Raw genomic sequence first — 24,376 nt, forward strand, 5'->3', positions numbered from 1 at the left:
GGATGCTTTACCACTTATTTGATTATTTAAATGTAAATTATTATATACCCGGAAGCGGTTTATATAGATATATTACATTCCGAGCCTTAGCAGCGGTATTTACATCTCTATTTATCTCTTTAATTATTGGTAAAAAAATTATCAATTTCCTTCGTAGAAAACAATTAGGTGAAACAGTAAGAGAGCTGGGACTTAGCGGACAAAAAGAAAAAGAAGGTACTCCTACTATGGGAGGAATTATTATCATCTTGGCAACGTTGATTCCGGTACTTTTATTTTGTAAATTAAACAACATCTATATTATTATTTTGGTCATATCTACCATTTGGATGGGAATTATTGGTTTTTTAGACGATTTTTTAAAAATTCATAAAAAAAATAAAGTCGGATTAAAAGGTAAATTCAAAGTTTTAGGTCAGATAAGTCTCGGTATTTTTGTGGGAATAGTTTTATATACAAATAAAGATATAGTAATCAAAGAAAAAATCGAAGGCTCACATAATATAGAATTCGCAAAAGATTTCTATCCCAGAGAAAAAACATTTAAAACAACCATTCCATTTTTTAAAAACAATCAATTTGATTACGGAAAAGTTCTCAAATGGATAGGAATGGATGAAAAAGAATCAGAAGATTTAGTATGGATCATTTTAATTCCTGTGGTTATAACTATTGTTACTGCAGTTTCTAACGGAGCCAACCTCACCGACGGGATTGACGGACTAGCAGCAGGAAGCTCAGCAATTATTGTTACCACACTAGCTTTATTTGCCTATGTATCCGGTAATATAATGATGGCAGATTACTTAAATCTGATGTATATCCCTAATTCGGGCGAAATAGTAATATTTTCGGCAGCCTTTGCCGGTGCTTTGATCGGCTTTTTATGGTATAACACGTATCCGGCTCAAATATTTATGGGAGATACGGGAAGTCTTACGATCGGAGGCGTTATCGCAGTTTTAGCTATAGTTTTAAGAAAAGAATTACTAATCCCTGTATTGTGTGGAATATTTTTAATTGAAAATCTTTCTGTAATACTCCAGGTAATTTATTTTAAATATACTAAGAAAAAATACGGAGAAGGAAAAAGAATATTTTTAATGTCTCCCCTTCATCACCATTTTCAAAAATTAGGATATCACGAAAGTAAAATAGTAACCCGTTTTTGGATTATTGGAATTATGCTGGCCATATTCTGTATCATAACCCTAAAAGTAAGATAAAAAGAAATGAAAAGGCTAGTTATATTAGGAGGTGGAGAAAGTGGCGTAGGTGCAGCCATATTAGGAAAAAAAGTCGGATTTGACGTTTTTCTTTCCGATATGGGTTCTATAAAGGATGAATATAAAGCGATTTTATCTGAAAAGGAAATTCCATTTGAAGAAAAACAACATACAGAGGCATTAATACTCAATGCTGATTGGATCATAAAAAGCCCGGGGATCCCTAAAAAATCACCCATAATTCAACAAATTAGTGAAAGACAAATTCTTATTTCATCAGAAATTGAATTTGCCTCACAACATACCGATGCTACACTTATTGCAATTACCGGTTCAAATGGTAAAACAACCACTACCTCATTAACCTACCATATGTTTAAAAAAGCAGGTTATTCGGTTGGATTGGCAGGAAATATCGGTAAAAGTTTTGCTTGGCAGGTAGCTGAAGAAAATTTTGATTATTATATACTAGAAATTAGCAGTTTTCAATTAGATGACATTCAAAACTTTAAACCTCATATAGCTATGGTCTTGAATTTAAGTCCTGACCATCTCGATCGATATGAATACACCTATCAAAAGTATATCGATGCAAAATTTACAATAACTAAAAATCAAGATCCTAAGGATTATTTTATATATAATGAGGATGATCCAATGACTACTAATTGGTTTCAAAATCACAATACCAAAGCGCAAAAGCTTCCTTTTTCTTTACATATGAAAATTGAAAACGGAGCTTTCTGCGATCATGAAAATATAAACTTCCACATTAACTCAGATACTTTTAAAATGAAAATCAACGAATTAGCACTTACAGGAAAACACAATATTGCCAATTCCATGGCAGCAGGAATTGCCGGAAAACTATCTAAAATTAAAAATGATTTCATAAAACAAAGTTTAATGGATTTTGAAGCGGTAGAACACCGTTTGGAATTTGTTTTAAAAATTAATGGAATTAATTTTATCAACGACAGTAAGGCGACCAATGTAAATTCTGTTTATTATGCTTTAGAAAGTATGAAAACACCGGTGATATGGATTGTGGGAGGAACTGACAAAGGAAATGACTACAGTGAACTGATTCCATTTGTTCAAAGAAAAGTCAAAGCCATAGTTTGTTTAGGTGTTGATAATAAAAAAATAATTGATACTTTTCAGGATATAGTTTCAAACATTGTTGAAACTAAATGTATGAAAGATGCCGTAAATGCAGCCTATAGTTTAGGCTCAAAAGGAGATTCTGTACTTCTTTCACCTGCATGTGCAAGTTTCGATCTATTTAAAAATTATGAAGATCGAGGAAATCAGTTTAAGGAGGAAGTTAGAAAACTTTAATAAATGAGAAAATTAAAACAATACTTTAAGGGAGATATAACTCTTTGGGCAGCGATATTACTGATTTCGTTAGCTTCCTTCTTACCCGTATATTCTGCCAGTTCGAATTTGCAATATGTAGTCGGACAAGGATCCGTTTTGGGACATTTTGCCAAACATGCCGGGTTTATCATAGTCGGAATAGGTATTGTTTTTATTTTTCAAAAAATTGATTATAAATATTTTGGCGGATTTTCCAAATTATTATTACCGGTAGTTATTTTTTTATTGATACTTACTTTAATGCAAGGAAAAAGTATTGATGGAGCGAATGCTTCTCGTTGGTTGAAACTTCCGGGGGTTCCGTTTGCTTTTCAAACCTCTGTTTTTGCGGCATTAGTATTAAATATATATGTTGCCCGATATCTTGATAGAAATAAAGATAAAGAAATAACTTTCAATAATAGTTTTGTACCCATTTTACTACCTATTTTTATGGTAGTCGGACTTATATTTCCTGCAAACGGATCAACGGGAATTTTAATATTTTTGATGGTTTTAGCTTTATTGTTTATCGGGGGATATCCTATCAAAATATTACTTTCAATTATCGGGGTTGGTATAATTGTGGCTATTCTTTTTATAACAATCGTGTTGGAATATCCGGATATGTTTCCCGGCCACAGGGTTCATACGTGGAAGAGCAGAATTGAAAACTTTGCAGGAGAAGATGGAGAAGAAAGTTACCAGGTACAACAAGCTAAAGCAGCTATAGTTCAGGGCGGTATTATACCCAGAGGACCGGGAAAAAGCGCTTTTAAGCAATCTTTACCTCAATCTTCTTCGGATTTTATATTTGCTATTATAGTAGAGGAATACGGTTATGCAGGTGTGTTTTTATGTTTTTTCCTTTATTTACTTATACTCTGGAGAATCATTGTTATAGCCACTAAGGTGGAAAATATATTCGGTACTTTATTAGTGGTGGGTATTGGTTTACCGGTTATATTTCAGGCATTTTCCAATATGGCTGTAGCCGTTAATTTAATTCCGGTTACCGGACAGCCTCTACCCATATTAAGTTACGGAGGAACTTCCATGTGGGTAACTTATATGGCTTTAGGGATTATTATTAGTGTAAGTCGTGATATTGTTTCAAATGAAAACACAGTTAAAGAAAATAATAAAGGAGATATAAATTATGAGATCGCCTAGATTTATAATAAGCGGAGGTGGAACCGGTGGACATATATTTCCTGCAATTGCCATTGCAGATGAAATAAAACATCGTATTCCTAATGCAGAATTTCTGTTTATTGGTTCGGAAAATAAAATGGAAATGGAAAAAGTACCTCAAGCCGGTTATGCTATTGAAGGATTATGGATCTCAGGAATTTCACGATCGTCCATGCTGTCTAATTTTAAATTTCCTTTTAAGGTTATTTCGAGCCTGGTAAAATCACGGAAAATTATTAAATCTTTCCAACCAAATGCAGCAATAGGTACCGGCGGATATGCATCCGGGCCTGCTTTATATGTTGCGGCTCAAGCAAACATTCCCACTTTTATACAGGAACAAAATTCGTTTCCCGGTATTACCAATAGAAAACTTGGAACTAAAGCCAAAGGAATTTTTGTTGCTTATGAAGGCATGGAAAACTATTTCCCAAAAGATAACTTATATGTTACGGGAAATCCTGTTAGGAAATCTTTATTTGGAACTATAACTCAAGAACAAGCCAAAAAAGAACTAGGACTCGATCCATCGAAATTGGCAATTTTATCTATAGGAGGGTCTTTAGGTTCGAGAACTATCAATAATTTTTGGAAAGAAAATTCCAAGATAATTGCTGATACCAATATTCAAATCATATGGCAAACCGGAAAACTGGATTATTCAGACATTAAAGCCAATAACAACTTAAAACACAACAATATATTTATTTTTGAGTTTATAAAAGATATGTCCGTTGCTTACGCTGCCGCTGATATCATTATATCTAGAGCCGGAGCAATAGCCATATCGGAATTAACCTTAGCCGGAAAGCCAACAATACTTATACCTTTCCCCTTTGCCGCAGAAGATCATCAAACTAAAAATGCCCGGCAATTAGTTAACGCAAACGCTGCAAAAATGGTAAAGGATTCAGAGGTTTCTCAAAAATTATTAAGCGAGATACAAAATCTTTGTAACGATAAAAAAGAAAGAGAATTATTGTCTGAAAATATTGTTAAATTGGCTAAACCAAATGCTACGGAAGAAATTGTAACTCATATATTAAATGAATTGAAAATTTACTAGTCTATGAAAGATATTCATACATATAAAAATTATTACTTTATAGGAATTGGAGGAATAGGAATGAGTGCTTTGGCTCGTTATTTCAAATTTTCCAATGCAACAGTGTATGGATATGATAAGACTCCTACTAAACTGACTCATAACCTGGAAAAGGAAAATATATCTATTATTTATGAGGATACGATTTCATTACTTCCAAAAAATATTTCCAAAGAGGATACGGTAGTGATTTATACACCTGCTATACCTGAAAATTTAAAAATTAAACACTATTTTATTGAAAAAGGATTTACACTTTTCAAACGATCCCAAGTTTTAGGTGAAATCACTAAAAGTACTTTGTGTTTAGCTATTGCAGGAACTCATGGAAAGACGACAACTTCAACCTTATTAGAACATATTTGTAAGTATGCAAATTTACCTGCTACTGCTTTTTTAGGCGGTATTTCTGCCAATTATAATTCTAACTTCATTTACAATGGGTCTAAAATTTCCATTGTTGAAGCTGATGAATTTGATCGGTCCTTCTTGTCTCTTTCTCCAAACATGGCAGCTATAACATCTACAGATTCAGATCACTTGGATATTTATGGAAATCATGAAAATATTATTGAATCTTTTAATCAATTTGCGGACTTAATTCCCGAAAACGGATTTTTAATAGTTAAAAAAGGGTTACCCATCAATGCAAAACACCTTACTTATTCAGCTTATGAAAAGGCAGATTATTATGCTGAAAATATACAGATAATCAATGGGCAATTCCATTTTGATTTAGTAACGCCTCATCAAATTATAAAAGATTTTATTGTACCCATACCCGGAAAACACAATGTAGAAAATGCAATAGCCGCTTTAGCAATCAGCTTACAACTGGGTATTGAAGCCGATATACTACGTAAGGCATTAATTGATTTTAAAGGGGTTTTACGAAGATTTAATAAACATATATTTGAAAATAATAAAATTTACATCGATGATTATGCCCATCATCCAACTGAAATCAATGCTGTAATCGATACAATTAGAAATTTGTATCCTACCAAAAAATTACTGACAGTATTTCAGCCTCATTTATATTCAAGGACCGCTGACTTTGCAGAGGATTTTGCTAAAAGTCTCAGCAAAACAGATACGCTTATTTTATTGGACATCTACCCGGCCAGAGAAACTCCTATCGAAGGAATAACTTCGGAATGGTTGGCGGATAAAATACAACTTGATGACAAGGAAGTATGCTCGATTGATAATGTTTTAAAAAGTATTAAGACAAAAGATTTTGATGTGCTCTTAACCATAGGAGCCGGTAATATTGATACCTTAAATGATCCCATTATAAATTGGCTTAATGAAATTAAAATATAGATTAATTAAAATTTTTTTATTACTAATAGTACTAGGATTTTTGATGAACTTTGCAGTTCGAAGACATAATGATAAAAGTATAGATAACGTCAGTATTCTAATTGATAATTCTGATTATATACATTTTATTACTAATGCCATGGTTTATGACATTGTCAATCGATCATCAAAAAATGAAAAGAAAGCAAGTAAAATAAAAGATATTGATATTTCAAAAACCGAAGAAAATTTGGATACCATACCGTTTATTTCAAACAGTAATGTTTATATAGACTTAAATGGTTCCCTAAATATACATGTGAGTCAAAAAATTCCAATTGTTCGAATTAAGACTCCTAATGATGAATTTTATTTGGATCAATACGGTACGAAATTTCCTTTGTCCCAAAACTTTTCATTGCCTTGTTTACTTGTAAGTGGTGATATTAAAGCAGAGGAATATAAAAAATTAGTGAAATTATCTCAATTAATAAGTGAAGATAAGATATTAAAAAATCACATTATAAGCATTGATAAAGACAAAAAAAATAGTTATAATTTACTTTTAAATGTAGCCGGAGTATATATAGAATATGGTGATCTTAAAAACAATCATCAGAAACTTATAAATCTAAAAGAATTTTACAAACAATATCTAGATTATGTAGGTTTTGGCGTTTATAAGAAAATAAGTTTAAAATATGACAATCAAATAGTTGCAACAAAGAGATAAATATGGACAACAACAACAATATTGCAGTAGGTTTGGATATAGGCACAACAAAGATTGTTGCTATAGTTGGGCAAAGGAATGAACATGGAAAATTGGTTATTCTGGGAATGGGAAGAGCTAAAAGTTTAGGCGTTCATCGGGGCGTAGTAAATAATATTACTCAGACTATTGATTCAATAAAAAAAGCAATTTCTGAGGCTGAAAAAGCAGCAAATTACAAAATTACCGATGTTACTGTTGGAATTGCAGGACAACATATTAGAAGTCTTCAACACAGCGATTATATTTCCAGACCTAACTTTGAAGATGTTATTGACGATACGGATATTGAAAAGTTAAAAGAACAAGTACATAAACTAGTCATGCTTCCGGGAGAAGAAATTATACATGTTCTTCCTCAAGAATACAAGGTTGATTCTCAATCTGAAATTATTGAACCGAGAGGTTTCCACGGTAGCAGATTGGAAGCTAATTTTCATGTTGTAGTTGGTCAAATTTCTTTAATTAGAAATATTGCCAGATGTGTTAAAGAAGCAGGGTTAAATTTAGTAGGTATAACATTGGAACCCCTTGCCTCTTCGGATGCGGTTTTGAGTCAGGAAGAAAAAGAAGCCGGAGTTGCTTTGATCGATGTAGGAGGAGGTACAACCGATATTGCCGTTTTTAAAGATAATATTATTCGTCATACAGCGGTAATACCTTTCGGTGGAAATGTGATTACTGATGATATCAAATCAGGTTGTTCAATTATTGAAAGACAAGCAGAAATTTTAAAAGTTAAATATGGTTCTGCCTGGCCATCTGAAAATAAGGAGATTGAAGTCATCAGTATACCCGGATTGCACGGAAGAGAACCTAAAGAAATTACCGTTAAGAAATTATCTCAAATTATACATGCAAGGGTTGAAGAAATTATTTCCTTAGCTTACTTAGAGTTAAAAAATTACGGATGTGAGGAGCAAAAGAAAAAGTTGATTGCAGGAATCGTAATGACGGGAGGAGGCTCTAAGTTAAAACATTTAAGGCAATTAACAGAATATACCACAGGTATGGATGTTCGCATTGGTTATTGTAATGAACATTTAGCCGGAGGACAGCCTGAAGAATTAGCCAGTCCTGAATATGCTACTGCCATAGGATTATTAATGACAGGGCTCAATAATCTTGAACTAAAGAAAAATAAAATTCAACAGGAAACTAAAAATATAAAGAAACCTGAAGTTTCTTCAGATATTCCGACTGAAAATTCTAGTACAACTACCCTAAATATTGAGCAAAAAACTTTGAAAGAAGAAAAGAAGAAAAGTAAAGAAAAGAAAAAATCTATATTCGCTTCTTTTCAAGAAAAATTTATTAAATATATTAACGATACAGAATAAACAGATAGAATACAATGGATAATACAGAGAACAATAAGCTATTTTTTGAGCTGCCCAAAAATAAAACTTCAGCCATCAAGGTAATTGGTGTCGGAGGTGGAGGAAATAATGCTGTTGGTTATATGTATGATCAAGGCATTACAGGAGTAGATTTTATAATTTGCAATACGGATGCACAGGCATTAATCAATAATCCTATCCCAAATAAAATTCAGTTGGGAAATACCATTACGGAAGGTTTAGGAGCCGGAGCCAATCCTGAAATCGGAGAACAGGCTGCTCTAGAGAGTATAGATGACATTAAAAATGCTTTAGGTGATCAAACTAAAATGGTTTTCATTACCGCAGGAATGGGAGGAGGAACCGGTACAGGAGCAGCGCCTATTATTTCGGGTATTGCAAAAGAAATGGGTATTCTAACTGTTGGTATTGTCACTATTCCTTTTTCTTTTGAAGGTAAATCGCGATTGGAACAAGCAGAAAAAGGTCTTGAAAAAATCAGGAAAAACGTTGACTCTTTAATTGTCGTAAAAAACGATAAGTTGAGAGAATTGTATGGAAACTTGGGTTATAAATCCGGATTCTCAAAATCCAATGAGGTGCTAAGCACAGCTGCTAAAGGAATTGCTGAAGTTATTACCAAAAATTACTCCATCAATATAGATTTACGTGATGCTAAAACCGTTCTGGCAGATAGCGGAACAGCCATCATGGGATCTGCTGTTTCTTCCGGACCTAACAAAGCCCAGGATGCTATCATGGCTGCCTTGGATTCTCCTTTGCTTAATGATAATAAAATTACGGGAGCTAAGAATGTATTATTGTTAATCGTATCCGGTGATGATGAGATAACAGTAGACGAAATAGGTATCATTAACGATTACATTCAATCTGAGGCCGGTAACAGTACAAATATTATTATGGGTATCGGTGAGGATGAAAGTTTAGGAGATAGTATCAGAGTAACTGTCATTGCAACCGGTTTTCCTGTGGACGATGAAAGAAACAGCGGTAAAGAAAAAGAGAAAATTGTACACACATTAACTGATGATTTTCCAACTTCTAATCCCTTGAATTTAGGAAATGCAAAAGCTGCAAATTTCAATAGTCAAAAAGATAATAGATCTGATGAACCACAAATAATTTCTTCAATTAATAAAGGAAATTATATTCAGGAAAAAAACGAAGAAAAAACGATTCAAAAAATAATAACTCTAGAAGATGAAGAAGAGGTAACCACTTTCGGAATATCTAACAGAAAAGATCCGATTGTTCCTTCTTTTCCCATTGATGAGGAAATAAATATTATTAAAAAGGATGTATATCCTCCCCAAAATAATGAAACAACTTTATTTTCTAATACAGAAAATACATTTAAGGAAATCAAAGAAGATAAACTTCCCGACACCCCTGTAAACCAATCGACTATATTCACTTTAGATGAAGCTGAGGATTTTACTCAAAAAGTAAATTTTCAAACAGAAACCGAAGAATTTAGTTCTTATAATAACAAATTTCAGCTTCCTGAAGAAAAAAAGGAAATTTTCACAGAAGATCAAACCGTTTCTGAAGATAAAAATTATTCTTCAGAATCCTTGAATGAGCTTATGGAGAAAAAAATCCAAGAAAGAAGAGAACGATTGAAAAAACTGAACAGCAAATTTCAAGGATTATCTAAACAAAATGTTGATGAAGTAGAAAAAGTTCCGGCTTATAAAAGACAAGGCATTAATTTAGATGAAAATATAGATTCTAATAAAAGTTCGGATATGTACTTTAACAAAAATTCTAATGAAGTTCAAATCCGACCGAATAATTTTTTCCATGATAATGTTGATTAGTCCCTAACTAAAACAAATAATTATGAGCTTAGAAACTAAAATAATGGATGCGATGAAAGTCGCCATGAAAGATAAAGATAAAGTAGCATTGGAATCATTACGAGCTATTAAATCTCAATTATTATTACTTAAAACGGATGGTAAGACGGAAGATATTTCTCCGGACCAAGAAATTGCTTTATTACAAAGATTGGTTAAGCAAAGAAAAGAGGCTTATGAACAATTTTTAGCCAACAACAGGAATGAACTGGCTGAAAATGAATTAGCACAAGCAAAAGTCATTGAGCAATTCCTTCCGGCACAACTTACTCCTGAAGAATTAGAAAAAGAACTTCGAGAAATTATAGCTGAAACCGGTGCTCAAGATATCAAAGATCTGGGAAAGGTTATGGGTGTTGCTTCAAAAAAATTACAAGGAAAATCCGAAGGAAAAACAATATCAGAAACTGTTAGGAAGTTGTTGTCCTAATTTATCTTTTGTATGTAAGCCGATGATCAATCGGCTTTTTTTAATTAAAAAAAAGACATTCGTTAATGAATGTCTTTTCTATTTTGTATTTTTTATAAGAAAACTGTTTATCGATCTGCTTCATTGTAATTCCTTAACATAATCCAACCGGTAAATTCTCTTCCGTCGGCAATAGTAATTATGTACCAATAGGAAGAGGTCGGCAGATTTCTTCCTAAGTGTTTTCCGTCCCATACAAAACATGTATTAGAGGTTTCTTCATAAACTTGTTTACCGTATCGGTCAAAGATTTTAACTTGAGAATTTTCGCCTTTAAACAAATCTAATCCGCATACTCTCCATGCATCGTTATAATTATCTCCGTTGGGAGTTATCACATTATTAATTCCGAAAATAATTCCTTTGGAAGTTATAGCATCACATGAATTAGCAACGGAACGTACATAGAATGTATAAATTCCTTGTTTTAAATTAGTAAATGTGTTACTTCTTTGCCAATTTATCTTATCGATGGAATATTCCAACGGAGCCGGTCCATTTGCTATTACGGTTATATAATCTTTTCCTTGCTGTAATTCAACAATAATCGGTTCTTCCAATAATTTAACTTCTATTTGATGCGTAGTAGTACAGCTGATATTATAATTTAAAATTTTAGTATGTTCAACCGTATAAATACCTATGTCTCTAACATTTTCCAGATATTGACCGGTCCCAACTAATTTTCCTTTGAAATACCATCGGATTTGATCGTATCCATCATCTCCCGCGTCTAGTGTTGTAGCATATCTTGGACAGATATAAACTATTTCATTAGGAGGCGTTGGAGAAACATAAGGAATCAACTCTACTTTTGCTACGGATGGACAAAAATCATCATCTATATTATCCACACGAACATATACATATCCTTTTTTACTTTTATAGTTAGATAATTCGGGTTCTTGTATTTGTTTGGAAGGTTTACCCATTGCTTCATCTTTCAAGGCATTATTTGCATCCTTTTCGGTTCTATAAAAACGAATTGTTGAATTGGGTTGATTTTTAAATAAATGTTCAACTAACGGAAGTTGAAAATAGGCATATCCGTCTTGATCTCCATCACAAGCATATAGGGTAGCATCATTAAGTTCTACAGGATCATTGGTTTCAAATTCTATTTTTGTAATACCGATACATTCGGTTTGAATATTTTTAATTCTACAATAAATTGAATCGGATAAATTAAAATATTTGTTTTTATCTAATATCCCTGTTCCGTTCAATGCTTTTTTATATCCTTCATGATAGGTTATTTCATATACGCGTTGATCTAAATAATTATGTCCTGATTTATCTTGAATTTTAGGGTCGAGGTCTTTGAGTAACAGGTCATCATATTTTCCATTATTGTCTCCATCACACACAAATTGAGGTATCAGTTGTGGACGTGGGGTTTCTTTTTGGGTGATTGTTATTGTTCCTTTATTTCCACATCCATTCTCTTTGTTTTCGAATTTGACTTTTATTTCTACTTTGTTTTCTCCTACAGGGGGTTCATAATCGGTTAAAGTATTAGGTATTGGCCCTGATGTGTCTTCTACTCTGCCAATCTCTACTCCTTTGCTGTCTTGGAAAATTATTCGCATATCTTGTAAGAAGCTTTTTATTCTTGCTTCTTCTCCATTGGATGATAACATTGGATAAATCGAACTCCATAAATCTACTCGGGTTTTAATGCCTTGCGGTTCGTATTCACAGATGATCGGTTCGTCTTTTGCTACTTTTAAATATGGATATACGTAGAGTTTTACTTTCGATACTTCATCACAATAGTTGCCTTCTTCGTCTTTTACTCTTACATAGATTTCATCTACTAGGTATAATCCTTCTTTATATAATTCTCTATTGGTATAGTTACTTATTTCCGGTTCGGTCAGGTGTGTATATATCCCTTTTGCTTCATTTTTAAAGGCTTCTTTGGCATCTGATTCATTTCTGTAATAACGATAATTGCTTGTCGGATAATTCCCCAGTAATTGTTCTGATTCGTGTAGATTAAATATTTCTTTTGAATCGTCTTGGGAATCATCGCATTTTATTGATAAGCGTACTTCTTTGGGGATCGGTACATGGTTGGAATTTTTCTTAAACCATACTTCGTTTATGCCTATACAACCGCTCTCTTGGTTAAGTACTCGTACGTATAACGGATTCAAGAAGTCCACAGTAAAGTACGTTTGTTTGTCTATTGGAATTATGGTCGGATCATTTACTGCTAAGGCTTCGGACTGAGTGCGGTAATACGTAATTTCTTGTTTCGCTGACGGGGTAATTACCAGGTTATCTAAATCTTTTAGTAATACGTCATTATATTCTCCGTCTAAGTCTTCATCACACAGGGTATAGGTTACCTTATTGGGACGTGGCGTTTCTTTTTGGGTGATTATAATCGTTCCTTCATTTCCACAGCCGTTCTCTTTGTTTTCAAATTTGACTTTTATTTCTACTTTGTTTTCTCCTACAGGAGGTTCGTAATCGGTTAAAGTATTAGGTATTGGTCCTGATGTGTCTTCTACTCTGCCAATCTCTACTCCTTTGCTGTCTTGGTAGATAATTCGTAAAGAATTGAACATTCTATTTAAACGTGTTGGATCAGGAATGCCATTTGATTCAAGCATTGACCGGGATAACTCCCAAAGATTAATTTTTGATTTTGTAGCGTCCGGTTCGTATTCGCAAATTTCAACGGATTGATTTTCTACTTTTATATAAGGATATACTTTTATTTTAATCTTTGCTATACTATCGCATTGAATTCCTTTGCTATCCTTTACTCTGACAAATACCTCATCAAATGTATAAAACCCATCTGTAGTTATCACTCCGGTTTGGTAAGCATTTGGATTTGCAACAGCATTATTGATCTCTCCTTTTCGTGCTTGATTTTCATCTTTATAATATTCAAATTGAATATCGGAAGAACTACTAATCCGGTTAGAAACAGAAGTTAGGTCAACGAAGGATTTATCCTGACCGTCCATACATCCTATTATTTCAACTTCCTGTTTATCCAGCGGTAGGCGTGGATTTACATTTACCGATATAGCGGTAATGGTCGGACAAGTTTTATCTTTCTTATCTATTCTGACATAGATTGTATAAAACGGATTGTCAGGAGGAACATTGGTAAATTCATTATGTTTGATGGTAAAGTTTACAGGCGATACCTCATTCTTATGGTCTACTGCATCTTGTTTCGTTCTATAATAAGTAAAATCATATTCCGAATTGATAAAGGATAGAGATTCTCCGGTAATAATATTAGTTTTGTAATCATCTAAATTGCTGATTACATACTTGCCGTCTATGGTTCCATCGGTTTCATCACAAATATCTAAAAAGTGGACATTGGCTTTAGGAACTAAAGAAATTAAAAATTCTACTTTACGGATTATATAGCACTGCGTCTTTATGTATTTAAACTTAATCCAAACTTCATCTCCTCCGGAAACTTCATATTCTTTTAAATTTTCCTCAGGTATACCTATCCCATAAATTGCATTGTATTTACTTGCATGATAGGAAACAGTAAAATCACTCAATGTATATGAACTTCCAATCATTTGAGATGGATAATCCTTTAAGTTAACTTTTACCTTTTTTTCTTCATTACATAATAAGGTAGCAAAATGATTTACCTCTAATTCAGGAATTGCTTCAACTTCTATAGGGGCAACCGAAAAACAATTACTTTTTATATTTCTTACTCTAACCCAAAAAGTGGTTGGAAATCGGGTAACCGAAGCACTCCCCCAAATACGATTTTGATTTTTAAGTGCATCATCCTCTCTAGTAAAATAAATAAATTCAAAATCCTTACTATTGATGTTGGAATCAAGAAAAAGGCTGTTATAATTTTCCAACCAAATAGTTTCATAGATGCTGTCTTGATCATTTTTCGTGTTATTATTGCATATGGGAACAGTTACATTTTGCTTTAAAACGGGAGATTCAATTAATGAAAAATTTAACATAAAATAATCCGAGCAATCTTGGGTTTTAATCTTCACCCAAATTTTTGTGGAGTTGGTTACATCAAATTCACTTACCGGATTAGTGCCATTTTTTGCATCATTTTCTGTCACATAATATTCATAACCCATTTGACTCGTCAACTTTGGATTATTGGATATAAGTGGGGCCGTTACCAGTTGATATAAATTTGATGAATTGATCTTTTCTGTCCCGTTATTTCCAAAATCACATATATAGATGTTTGGATTACTAACTGTCGGTACAGGAATTAAGTTTATTGTAACTCGAATAATCTTAAAACACTTGGTTACCGGATCCTCCACTCTCATGCATATCTCATTATTGGTAATATTTGTTGTCGTATTTACCAGATACTTTATTGGAGTATTGCTGTCCGTATACGTTCCTAACAATTCACCGGGAGCATCTATTTCATATTCTGCATCGTATATCAAACGATAAAATTGAATGGTTGTCCCTTTTGAATCAAGTATGATTTTAGACAAATCTACTTCTTCTTTGTAGTCATCCCCTATGTCACAAACCTCTAAGTCTGTATATTCCGGTAATTGTACAGATGGAACTAAATTAAATTTAATCTCAACAATAATGGGACATTGATTTTTAAATTCTAATTTAACAAATGCCGAAAAAGTTCCTTGTCCAATTTGAAATTTAGTAGGATCTGTAATCGATGCTTTACCCCCGTCGTGAGCTTCATTTTTGGTTTTATAATACCTTAAATTTCTTATATCTTTTATAGGAGTTTTTAAACTTGATAACTGATCTTGAGTAAGAAGTTCTTCCAGCTTGTTTGGATCAGTCTTTTTAGAACCTTTTATAAATTCTAATATATTAACAATCTCAATTCCATCATCATTAAAATCACAAATAGTATGCGGACCCAATACTTTTTCTTCAATTGTTATCAAATTGAATTTCAAATCATAAGCATAGCTGCATCGGTTATATCGGACCGCAGGATATATTATTTTTGGATTTTCAGCCGAAGTTAGATCAAAACTCTTTTTAATCATTCCTTTTTCATGTTTAGGATCTGCCAAATACATATCCCGATCGTGCTGATTGTCAAAAAATACAATTTTATCATCTGAATCATTTCCAAAGGATGGATGAGAATATGAATAAGTATAAAGATCTTTAAGTAAATCTTCGTAATCTTTTAAGTATATTTTCTCGATGCCATCATTGTATGTGTCGCATATATCAAATTCCCTCTTATATAATGTTTGATTTTTAGATACGAAGATAGTTATTGAGCTTACTGCTATAATTCCGCTTTTTTTAATCTTATATTTTAAATAAATAGTAGATTTAGCCGGTGCCTCTACACTATAGATATAGCCGGGTGATGATTCCTTTAATTTAAGTTTATCCGTACATGCCAAATCTTTATAAAAACCTTCAATCTCAATATCTTGTGGAGTTAATGAAGTACCGGACAAAAAGTTAGGAAGATACGATTCCAAATTTACTTCTTCTGTATCATTGGCATCACATATAGTTGGATATGGCAATCCATCTCCGATGCTGCCGCCACCACCGCCGCCACCACCGCCGCTACAATCTCCGATGGCATTTAAAATCAATTTTGTTTTTACTTCTCCACAAAAATCCGGATGAGTCGCTTTGATGTAAATAGTGTTATTTAATCTCAACATACAATTTTCCGGATTTACAATTTCGTTACTGTAATAGGAATCTTTATAGTATTTCCATTTTACGGTAGTATGAGAAGGATTGATCGGAGAATTTGTTAGTAAATTAGAGTTATATTTGGTTAGATCCAACATCACGGATTGCCCTTCCCTAACATCGCAAATTTCAGCTAAATACTCTTCTAACTCTAATTTTTTAACCAATTTTACAGTAAATGCGATTAAGGTATAACACGATTTATCCCTAATGGATTTATTCCATGCTTTAAGGTAAAACTTTACACTATCTTCGTCAGTTCCTGATAAATCAATCGGGTAATTACGTATAACAACATCGGGCAATTCTCTCATCTGATCATCCAGTATAATATACTCTGTAGTCCGTTTATTTATTCCGTAATTAAAATTATTCAGGTTCACATTCTCTATATCGTCATTTCCTTCATCGCAAACAATGAATTGCTGGTTATCTTTTAAATCAGGCCTCTTATTTAATTTAAGATTTATCTCTGTAGAAACAAAGCAAACTCCGCTTTTCAATACTTTTACATAGACCGTCATATCATCAGAAAAAGTAAAGGATTTTGCTTCTTCATCTGAAATCTGATTAGTTAAATTCTTATACCTGTAATAGGTAAATTTTAAATTTGGATCCGGATTTATCAGTTGTTGATATGATGTTAAATCAACTGTATAACTTTCTCCATTATTAATACAAAAAGGTGGGGGTGATTGTTTTACTGCCGTAGGAAATTCTTTGCTAAACTTCACCTGTAAGGTATCCGTAAGTGAAAAACCATTACATCCATTATAAGTAACCTTTGCTCTAAAATAAGTGTTAGAAGTGGGAGTAACTATCCAAGTATCACCCCAATTACTTGGACTTGAAGAATTTCCTTCATACCAAGTAACGGAAATATCCGTATTTCCATTCGGAGTAAATCTCCATGCTTCTTTTTTTGCTTCCCAATCTCCCCTATTTCTTCCCGGGGGAGAAACTCCAATGTATCCATTGGAATTGATGATCCCTATTAAAGCGTTTTTATCTTTAGTGGTATGGGGGTTTTTACTTTTATTTCCAACATATATATCTATGATATTAAAAGTTTCATACAAAACAATTTGTGAAGATGAATAAATCCGATCCGGTCCGTACTGTTTTAAATTATCAAAATTAATAATGAATTTCCTATAGGGAGCTTTCCCTTCATAAGCAACTTTAACCTTGCTTGGCGTGGTATTATTCATGTCATGATAAACACCAAATATTGAATTTTTAGGTAATCCGGAATTTGGATTATTACCTGAAATAATATACGGGCATTCTTTATTTTTTTGCGACAAGTCAAAGCTGACTACTCCATTATCACTGACAATAATCTGATTATAACTTTTTCCATAAAAGCAAAAATTAAAACCTATATCGATGATATCGTTACCAAAAACATCATCGTTTTTACCATTGGAGTTACCGGTTGATACCGGAGTACCCTTGGTAAAATCTACATTTGAAGGATATTGAATGGAAGAAACTTCATATTTATTGGTTTGTTTGATTATAGGATAATCTACACTTAGTTTAATGTTTTTATTTCTAAAAAACTTATAATCACAGTCAACATACACAGTATCTGAATTTCCATTATGATCTTTGATCGAGATCTTGGGTTCTTTAAAATCCTGTGAAAAAATTTTACCAATAAAAAATATTAAAATAACGAACGAATAAAGGTTTTTCATTTTTTAATTTTATTTATATTATTTAACTAAATAATACCCTATTAAATCAGATTTTATGATAAATACGGATAATGAATGGATAAAGATATTAATTCTTATTTTTTTTTACTACTATTAGAGCAATAATTATATAATTTAAAAGTTTTGGAGTGTTTTATATTTATATATACTTTTTATTTTATGTGATAAAAATATAGTATATGTATTTTAAAAAATTAAAATAATTATATAATCTATAATAGAACCTATATTTTTATCCAAAGATCTTTTATTAACCTTTTAATCAATTTAATCAATCATAGATAATTGTATTCTCTTTCGTTCCTTATCTATATCGATTATTTTTACTTCTACATGTTGATGAAGATGCACGACTGTGCTAATATCTGTTATGAAATCATTGCATACTTTAGAAAGATGAACTAATCCATTCTCTTTAATTCCTATATCTACAAAACAACCGAAATTAGTGATATTATTGATTATTCCGGGAACTTTCATTCCCGGTTTTAAATCATCGATGGTTTTTAAAGAAGGATCGAAAGTAAACATTTTTACTTGTGTTCTTGGGTCTAGACCGGGTTTTTCCAATTCTTTACAAATATCTTCCAAAGTTAAAATCCCTACTTCTTCGTTTACGTAATTGTTTAAATTTATTTTTTGAATTAGTTCTTTATTTCGGATTAAATCTCCCAATTTTACTCCTAAATCTTTCGCCATTTTCATAACTAGTGAATAGCTTTCGGGATGAACAGCGGAATTGTCTAAAGGATTTTCAGACGTTGGAATTCTTAAGAATCCGGATGCTTGTTGGAATACTTTTTCACCAAGTCTGGGAACTTTTTTCAGGTCTTGCCTGGTTGAAAATGCTCCCATTTCCGAACGGTATTGAACAATATTTTCAGCCATCTTTTCTCCTATACCCGAAACATAAGACAATAAGGATTTACTGGCTGTATTAAGGTTAACCCCTACACTGTTTACGCAAGAAACAACAACTGCATCCAGTTCTTTTTTCAATAATGTTTGATCTACATCGTGTTGATATTGTCCCACTCCTATGGCTTTAGGTTCTATTTTTACCAATTCTGCAAGTGGATCAGACAACCTTCTTCCTATGGAAACTGCTCCTCTTACCGTAACGTCATAGGATGGAAATTCTTCCCGAGCCAATTTAGATGCAGAATAAACGGACGCCCCGGCTTCATTTACTACAAAAACTTTTAGGGTACGATCAAAAGCTATGGATTGTATTAATCGTTCTGTTTCTCGGGAGGCTGTACCATTACCTATGGATATGGCTTCAATTTTATAGGCATTAATTAAAGATTTAATTTTTTTTATTGATTCTTTGGTTTCTTTTTGGGGAGGATGAGGATATATGGTATCATTGTGTAATAAATTACCATTTTCATCTAAACAAACCAACTTACAACCTGATTTATATCCGGGATCAATTGCCAGTATCCTTTTTTCCCCCAAAGGAGATTGCAGTAATAATTGTTTTAAATTAGATGAAAACACTTGAATGGCTATTTGGTCGGCTGACTCTTTGGCTTTCTGGAAAACTTCATTACTTAGCGCCGGTTCTAATAAGCGTGAAAAAGAATCTTTTATTGCTAAAAGTAGTTGATCTTTAATTATTTTTTCATGCGTTTTAATTATATGTTTGCTTATTATATGTAAGGCTTCCTCTGAGTCAACTTTAACTTTGACGCGTAAAATTCCTTCTTTTTCCCCTCGTAAGATTGCTAAAAACCGATGAGATGGCGAACGTTTTAAATTTTCAGAAAATTCAAAATAATTTGAAAATTTTTGTGCTTCTTTTTCCTCCTCTTTTCCTTTAATCAGCTTAGATTCCAATACGGCAGTTTGTTGAAAAAAACGTCTTAAATTTGAACGTACATAATTATTTTCGTTAATCCATTCCGCAATAATATATCCGGCACCTTGAAGAGCATCATCTACTGACAATACTTCATCTGTAGTGTATTTTGAAGCTAATAGAGTTAAATCTGAAATCGGTTTTTGCGCCATTAAGATTTTTGCTAAAGGTTCTAAACCGTTTTCAATTGCAACAGACGCCTTTGTTTTTCTTTTCTTTTTATAGGGTAAGTAATAATCTTCTAAAAGAGTAAGTTCGAAACAATTTTCTATTCTTTGCTTAAATTCTTCGGTTAATGCTCCTTGCTCGTCAATGCTTTTTATAATAAACTCCTTACGTTTTTGAATTTCTTCAAAATCTGTTTTTAACTTAGATATATTGAATAATTGAACTTCATCCAGATTTCCGGTCATCTCCTTTCTATAACGGGCAATAAAGGGTATGGTATGATCTTCGTTTAATAATTTTACCGTATTTTCTATGCTTTTTTGAGAGATATCAATTCGTTTCTGAATGAAGGAAATCATATTTATAGTAATTATTTTATATCTAAGTAGTGTAGGTTCGTTTTTAATTTTATAAAAATAGGTAATATAAATTAATTGTCGAATCAAAAATAACTTGCTTTCAAAATAAATTATAATTTATATTAATAGCATTCCAATTAAATTTTATCTTTACCATCTGATCTTTATAAATTTTGTTAAATGACTTTAAAAAGTCTTCTACATACTCTTAAACCCCTACTTTTGTTGTAATAAAAGCAAATGTCTATTATAAAATAGAGTCTTATATTATTAAAACTTATATTTTTGTATATCTATTAATACCCATGACAAACTTAATACAAAAGTATTTTCCGGAGATAACTGAAAAACAATTGCATAGTTTCGAAAAACTCCCTGATTTGTATTCAAATTGGAATGAAAAAATCAATGTTATATCAAGGAAAGATATAGATTCTTTACTTGAAAAACATGTCCTTCATTCTTTGGGAATAGCAAAAGTAATGCAGTTCGCTCCTTCGACTAAAGTTTTGGATATTGGTACAGGTGGCGGATTTCCGGGTATACCTTTAGCTATACTTTTTCCGGAATCTCAATTTACTTTGGCCGACTCCATTGGAAAAAAAATTAGGGTTGTTAATGAAATTGCACAAGAATTACAGTTAGAAAATGTCATCGGTATTCATACACGAGCCGAAAAAATTAAAGAGAAATTTGATTTTGTAGTGAGTCGAGCGGTAACTCAAATGCCTGTTTTTATGTCTTGGATTAAAGGAAAATTTACATCTAAGAATATCAATAGTTTACAAAATGGCGTTTTATATTTAAAAGGAGGAGATCTAACTGAAGAATTGAAAAATTTTCCCGAAGCTACACTCTATGAGTTAAAAGATTATTTTGACGAGGAATTTTTTAAAACTAAAAAAGTCGTTTATATTAAAAATATGCACTAAAATTATGCGAAAAAAAATCCAATGGCTTATCCCATTATTAGGAGCAAATTTATTTGTGAATGCTCAATTATCTGAAATTTATTATAACAATTACCAGATAAGCAACGCAAAGGAATTATATGAAAATGAAGCCTATAGAGGAACTCAATATATAATTAATGATTTAATTAACTTTTCTAATCTGAGATCTTATCAATTGGAAATTGCCAATTTTTACGATGCTCTGATAAGCCTTATCTTACAAGATGAAGAAGCAGAAAAGAAATTTGATGCTTTTACCAATAAATATCCGCAAAGCGTATTAACTGAAAGAGCACACCTCCAATTGGGAAATTACTATTTAATACATCAGGATTATTTTCGTGCAGCAGAAGAACTCTCTAAAGTAGCTATAGACAAACTTCCTCCTAATAAAAGAGCCAATCAATACATCAAACTCGGGTATGCTCAATTTATGAATCAGGATTTTGAAAATGCTGAAAAAAACTTAGAAAAAGGATCCTATAGCAACCAATACAAAAATCAAATAGACTTTTTGTTAGGTCATATAGCTTATGCTAACGGTGAGCATATTGAAGCTAAGAAAAAATTTACTTCCTTATTAAATCAACCGGAATTTACCGAAAAAATCAAACCTTATATGGTTCAGATTTATTTTAATGACGGTGAATATGATTCTGCCATATCTACCGGTAAAACTTTATTAGCTTCTAATCAATATCCTGAGTTAAAAAATGAGATAATAAAAATTATAGGAGAAAGTTATTTCAAATTAAAAAAGTATGCCGAAGCTGAACCTTATCTTTCATCTTATATAAAAAATAGTGCTTCTCCAACTTTGAGCGATTATTATCAAATGGGATATGTTTTGTATCAAGCCAAGAAATATGAAGAAGCAGTTACTTATTTTAATAAGATAACTGTTGGAGATATTTCTCCCATTTCACAAAATGCATATTACCAATTGGGGAATTCCTACCTGAAAACAAATAAAAAGAAAGAAGCTTTAACTGCTTTCAAAGCTGCTTCTGAAATGGATTTTGACAAAAAAATTCAAGAAAACGCCTATTTAAATTATGCGAAATTGAGTTATGAAGTAGGTAATCCTTATGAGCCTGTTTCCAAAGTTTTAAATACCTATTTAAAAAGATATCCCGCTTCCAAGCATCAATCGGAAATCAATAAATTGCTGGTTAAATCATATATTAATTCCGGAAATTTCTCAGAAGCCTCTCAACTTTTATCTTCCATACCCAATAAATCTTCGGAGTTGAAACTTAAAGAGCAAGAAGTTGCTTATGCCTACGGAGTACAATTATACAATCAGGGTAAAATAGAATCGGCTTCTCAAGAATTCGAAAAAGCCATACTTTTAAAAAATAATTCTCAATTTTATGCTCGTTCACTCTATTGGTATAGCGATTGTCAATACCAATTAGGAAATTTTCAAAATGCTATTGATAAATTACAACTTTTGCAAAATTCCGGAATTACCATACCGGAAAGTTCGCAAGTGATGTATCAAAAAGGATATTCTTATTTAAAATTGAAGAATTTCGATTTGGCAGCAGTTTCATTTCAAGAATATCTTAAAAATCCAAAGCAAGAATTTAAAGCAGATGCAGAATTACGTCTTGCCGATGCATTATTAGGCAGTAATCAGCTTAACCAAGCAATTCAAATGTATGATCAAGCGTATACCTCTTCTATCGAAGACAGAGAATATTCTCAATATCAAAAAGCTATTGTATATGGTCTGCAAAAAGATTATAAAAATAAAATTGTTGAACTTGAAAAGTTCATTAAAGCATATCCAAAATCGGAAAAAATTACCGATGCATATTTTGAATTAGGTACAGCGTACGCTGAAACTGAAAATTATCAGAATTCAAATAACTATTTTCAGAAAGTTATCAGCGCTTCCAAAAATAATGACTTAGTGGTTATGTCATATCTTGGTATTGCTGATAATTTGACCAGTTTAAAAGAATATCAAAAAGCTATTGTAAATTATGGAACTATTGCCGATAATTATCCTAAAACCGATTATGCCTTACAAGCTATAACCGGAGCTAAAACTGCATTTATTGAAAGCGGTAAAGAAAATGAATATATTGACTGGGCAAATAGAAAAGGCTATAATATGGACCGTGCGGAAGCTGAGGAATTGTCTTTTATGTCTGCTCAAAAGAAATTTTTATCTAAAGATTACTCTGCGGCCTCTCAAGAATTTGCGACTTTTTTAACTAAGTTTCCTACTACAAATCGTAAAATAACCTCTCTCTATTATTTAGGAGAAAGTTATTTTCAGCTAACTAATTATAATCAAGCGTTAGAGGCATTAAAAGAAGTTTCAGAATCATCCAATGAATTCCAGGAAGATGCTTTGGTTAGACTTTCTCAAATTTATATAAAACAAGAAAAAGACGAAGCTGCTCAAAATTCACTAGAATCTTTGTATAAAATTACTTCCAATCAGAATTATAAATCTTTCGCTGAATTAGAATTGATGTATATCTATTCCGATCATAAAGAATATACTAAGGCTAATGAAATGGCTATAAAAGTACTGAATAATTCCAAAAATCCTTCTACTGTAAAAGAACAAGCCACTTTGATAAAAGCACGCAGTTTATACAATTCGGGAAAAATAAATGACGCAAAATCAGTATTTACAACTCTTGAACAATCTAAAAATAATGCGGTAAAAGCTGAGGCCTTATACTATAACGCATTATTTAAAAATAAAGATAAAAAATACGATGCTAGTAATTCCGTAATATTTAATTTAACATCTAAATATTCTGATCAACAGTATTGGGGAGCTAAAGCTCTTCTTATAATGAGCAACAATTATCTAAACCTTAAAGATAATTATCAGGCTACTTATATATTGGAGCAAATTATAGAAAATTATAAAGAGTTTCCGGATGTTGTTCAAGATGCCCAAACTCAACTTAACCATATTAAATAATTATATCT

13 protein-coding genes are annotated in these 24,376 nt (G+C 32.1%); 11 read left to right on the forward strand and 2 right to left on the reverse strand.

The genetic code is table 11. From position 1 onward, the window contains the following. Window positions 1-2: 2 nt before the first annotated feature. From mraY to GFU93_RS06300, 9 genes are read left to right on the forward strand one after another with little or no spacing between them, the layout of a single operon-like run. Window positions 3-1,226 (forward strand): phospho-N-acetylmuramoyl-pentapeptide-transferase, encoded by a 1,224-nt coding sequence (gene mraY / locus GFU93_RS06260; protein WP_160568095.1) that lies wholly within the window; start codon window positions 3-5, stop codon window positions 1,224-1,226. Between the two features lie 6 nt (window positions 1,227-1,232). Continuing rightward, window positions 1,233-2,567: a UDP-N-acetylmuramoyl-L-alanine--D-glutamate ligase gene (murD, locus tag GFU93_RS06265; protein WP_160568098.1), complete on the forward strand. Its 1,335-nt coding sequence runs from the start codon at window positions 1,233-1,235 to the stop codon at window positions 2,565-2,567. 3 nt (window positions 2,568-2,570) lie between these two features. Continuing rightward, entirely contained in the window at window positions 2,571-3,761 is a 1,191-nt protein-coding gene (locus GFU93_RS06270) for an FtsW/RodA/SpoVE family cell cycle protein (RefSeq protein WP_160568100.1), read from the forward strand. After that, window positions 3,748-4,848, forward strand: a complete 1,101-nt coding sequence (murG, locus tag GFU93_RS06275; protein WP_160568102.1) for an undecaprenyldiphospho-muramoylpentapeptide beta-N-acetylglucosaminyltransferase — start codon at window positions 3,748-3,750, stop codon at window positions 4,846-4,848. The genes GFU93_RS06270 and murG overlap by 14 nt, the downstream gene beginning before the upstream one ends. Window positions 4,849-4,851: 3 nt before the next feature. Beyond that, entirely contained in the window at window positions 4,852-6,213 is a 1,362-nt protein-coding gene (gene murC / locus GFU93_RS06280; protein WP_160568104.1) for a UDP-N-acetylmuramate--L-alanine ligase, read from the forward strand. 43 nt (window positions 6,214-6,256) lie between these two features. Further along, window positions 6,257-6,925 carry a cell division protein FtsQ/DivIB gene (locus GFU93_RS06285; protein ID WP_160568106.1) on the forward strand — a complete coding sequence of 223 codons (669 nt, stop codon included), beginning with the start codon at window positions 6,257-6,259 and terminating at the stop codon, window positions 6,923-6,925. Window positions 6,926-6,927: 2 nt separating this feature from the next. Next, window positions 6,928-8,304 (forward strand): cell division protein FtsA, encoded by a 1,377-nt coding sequence (gene ftsA / locus GFU93_RS06290; RefSeq protein WP_160542446.1) that lies wholly within the window; start codon window positions 6,928-6,930, stop codon window positions 8,302-8,304. Between the two features lie 14 nt (window positions 8,305-8,318). Further along, window positions 8,319-10,145: a cell division protein FtsZ gene (ftsZ, locus tag GFU93_RS06295; protein WP_160568108.1), complete on the forward strand. Its 1,827-nt coding sequence runs from the start codon at window positions 8,319-8,321 to the stop codon at window positions 10,143-10,145. Window positions 10,146-10,167: 22 nt separating this feature from the next. Beyond that, entirely contained in the window at window positions 10,168-10,614 is a 447-nt protein-coding gene (locus GFU93_RS06300; RefSeq protein ID WP_160568110.1) for a GatB/YqeY domain-containing protein, read from the forward strand. 107 nt (window positions 10,615-10,721) lie between these two features. Here the strand turns inward: GFU93_RS06300 and GFU93_RS06305 are convergent, their stop codons facing one another. Next, the gene (locus GFU93_RS06305) at window positions 10,722-18,050 is read right to left on the reverse strand and encodes a T9SS type B sorting domain-containing protein (protein WP_160568112.1); all 7,329 of its coding nucleotides are present in this window, start codon (window positions 18,048-18,050) and stop codon (window positions 10,722-10,724) included. A 288-nt stretch (window positions 18,051-18,338) separates the two neighbouring features. Then, window positions 18,339-20,462 (reverse strand): Tex family protein, encoded by a 2,124-nt coding sequence (locus GFU93_RS06310; RefSeq protein WP_160568114.1) that lies wholly within the window; start codon window positions 20,460-20,462, stop codon window positions 18,339-18,341. A 305-nt stretch (window positions 20,463-20,767) separates the two neighbouring features. Here GFU93_RS06310 and rsmG point away from each other — a divergent pair, with 305 nt between their 5' ends. Together rsmG and GFU93_RS06320 are read left to right on the forward strand one after the other, a co-directional pair. Continuing rightward, window positions 20,768-21,394, forward strand: coding sequence for a 16S rRNA (guanine(527)-N(7))-methyltransferase RsmG (gene rsmG / locus GFU93_RS06315; protein WP_160568116.1), 627 nt, complete (start codon window positions 20,768-20,770; stop codon window positions 21,392-21,394). Between the two features lie 4 nt (window positions 21,395-21,398). Further along, window positions 21,399-24,368 carry a tetratricopeptide repeat protein gene (locus GFU93_RS06320; protein ID WP_160568118.1) on the forward strand — a complete coding sequence of 990 codons (2,970 nt, stop codon included), beginning with the start codon at window positions 21,399-21,401 and terminating at the stop codon, window positions 24,366-24,368. Window positions 24,369-24,376: the final 8 nt, after the last annotated feature.

Source organism: Apibacter sp. B3546 (genome assembly GCF_009827885.1).
Lineage (GTDB): Bacteria > Bacteroidota > Bacteroidia > Flavobacteriales > Weeksellaceae > Apibacter.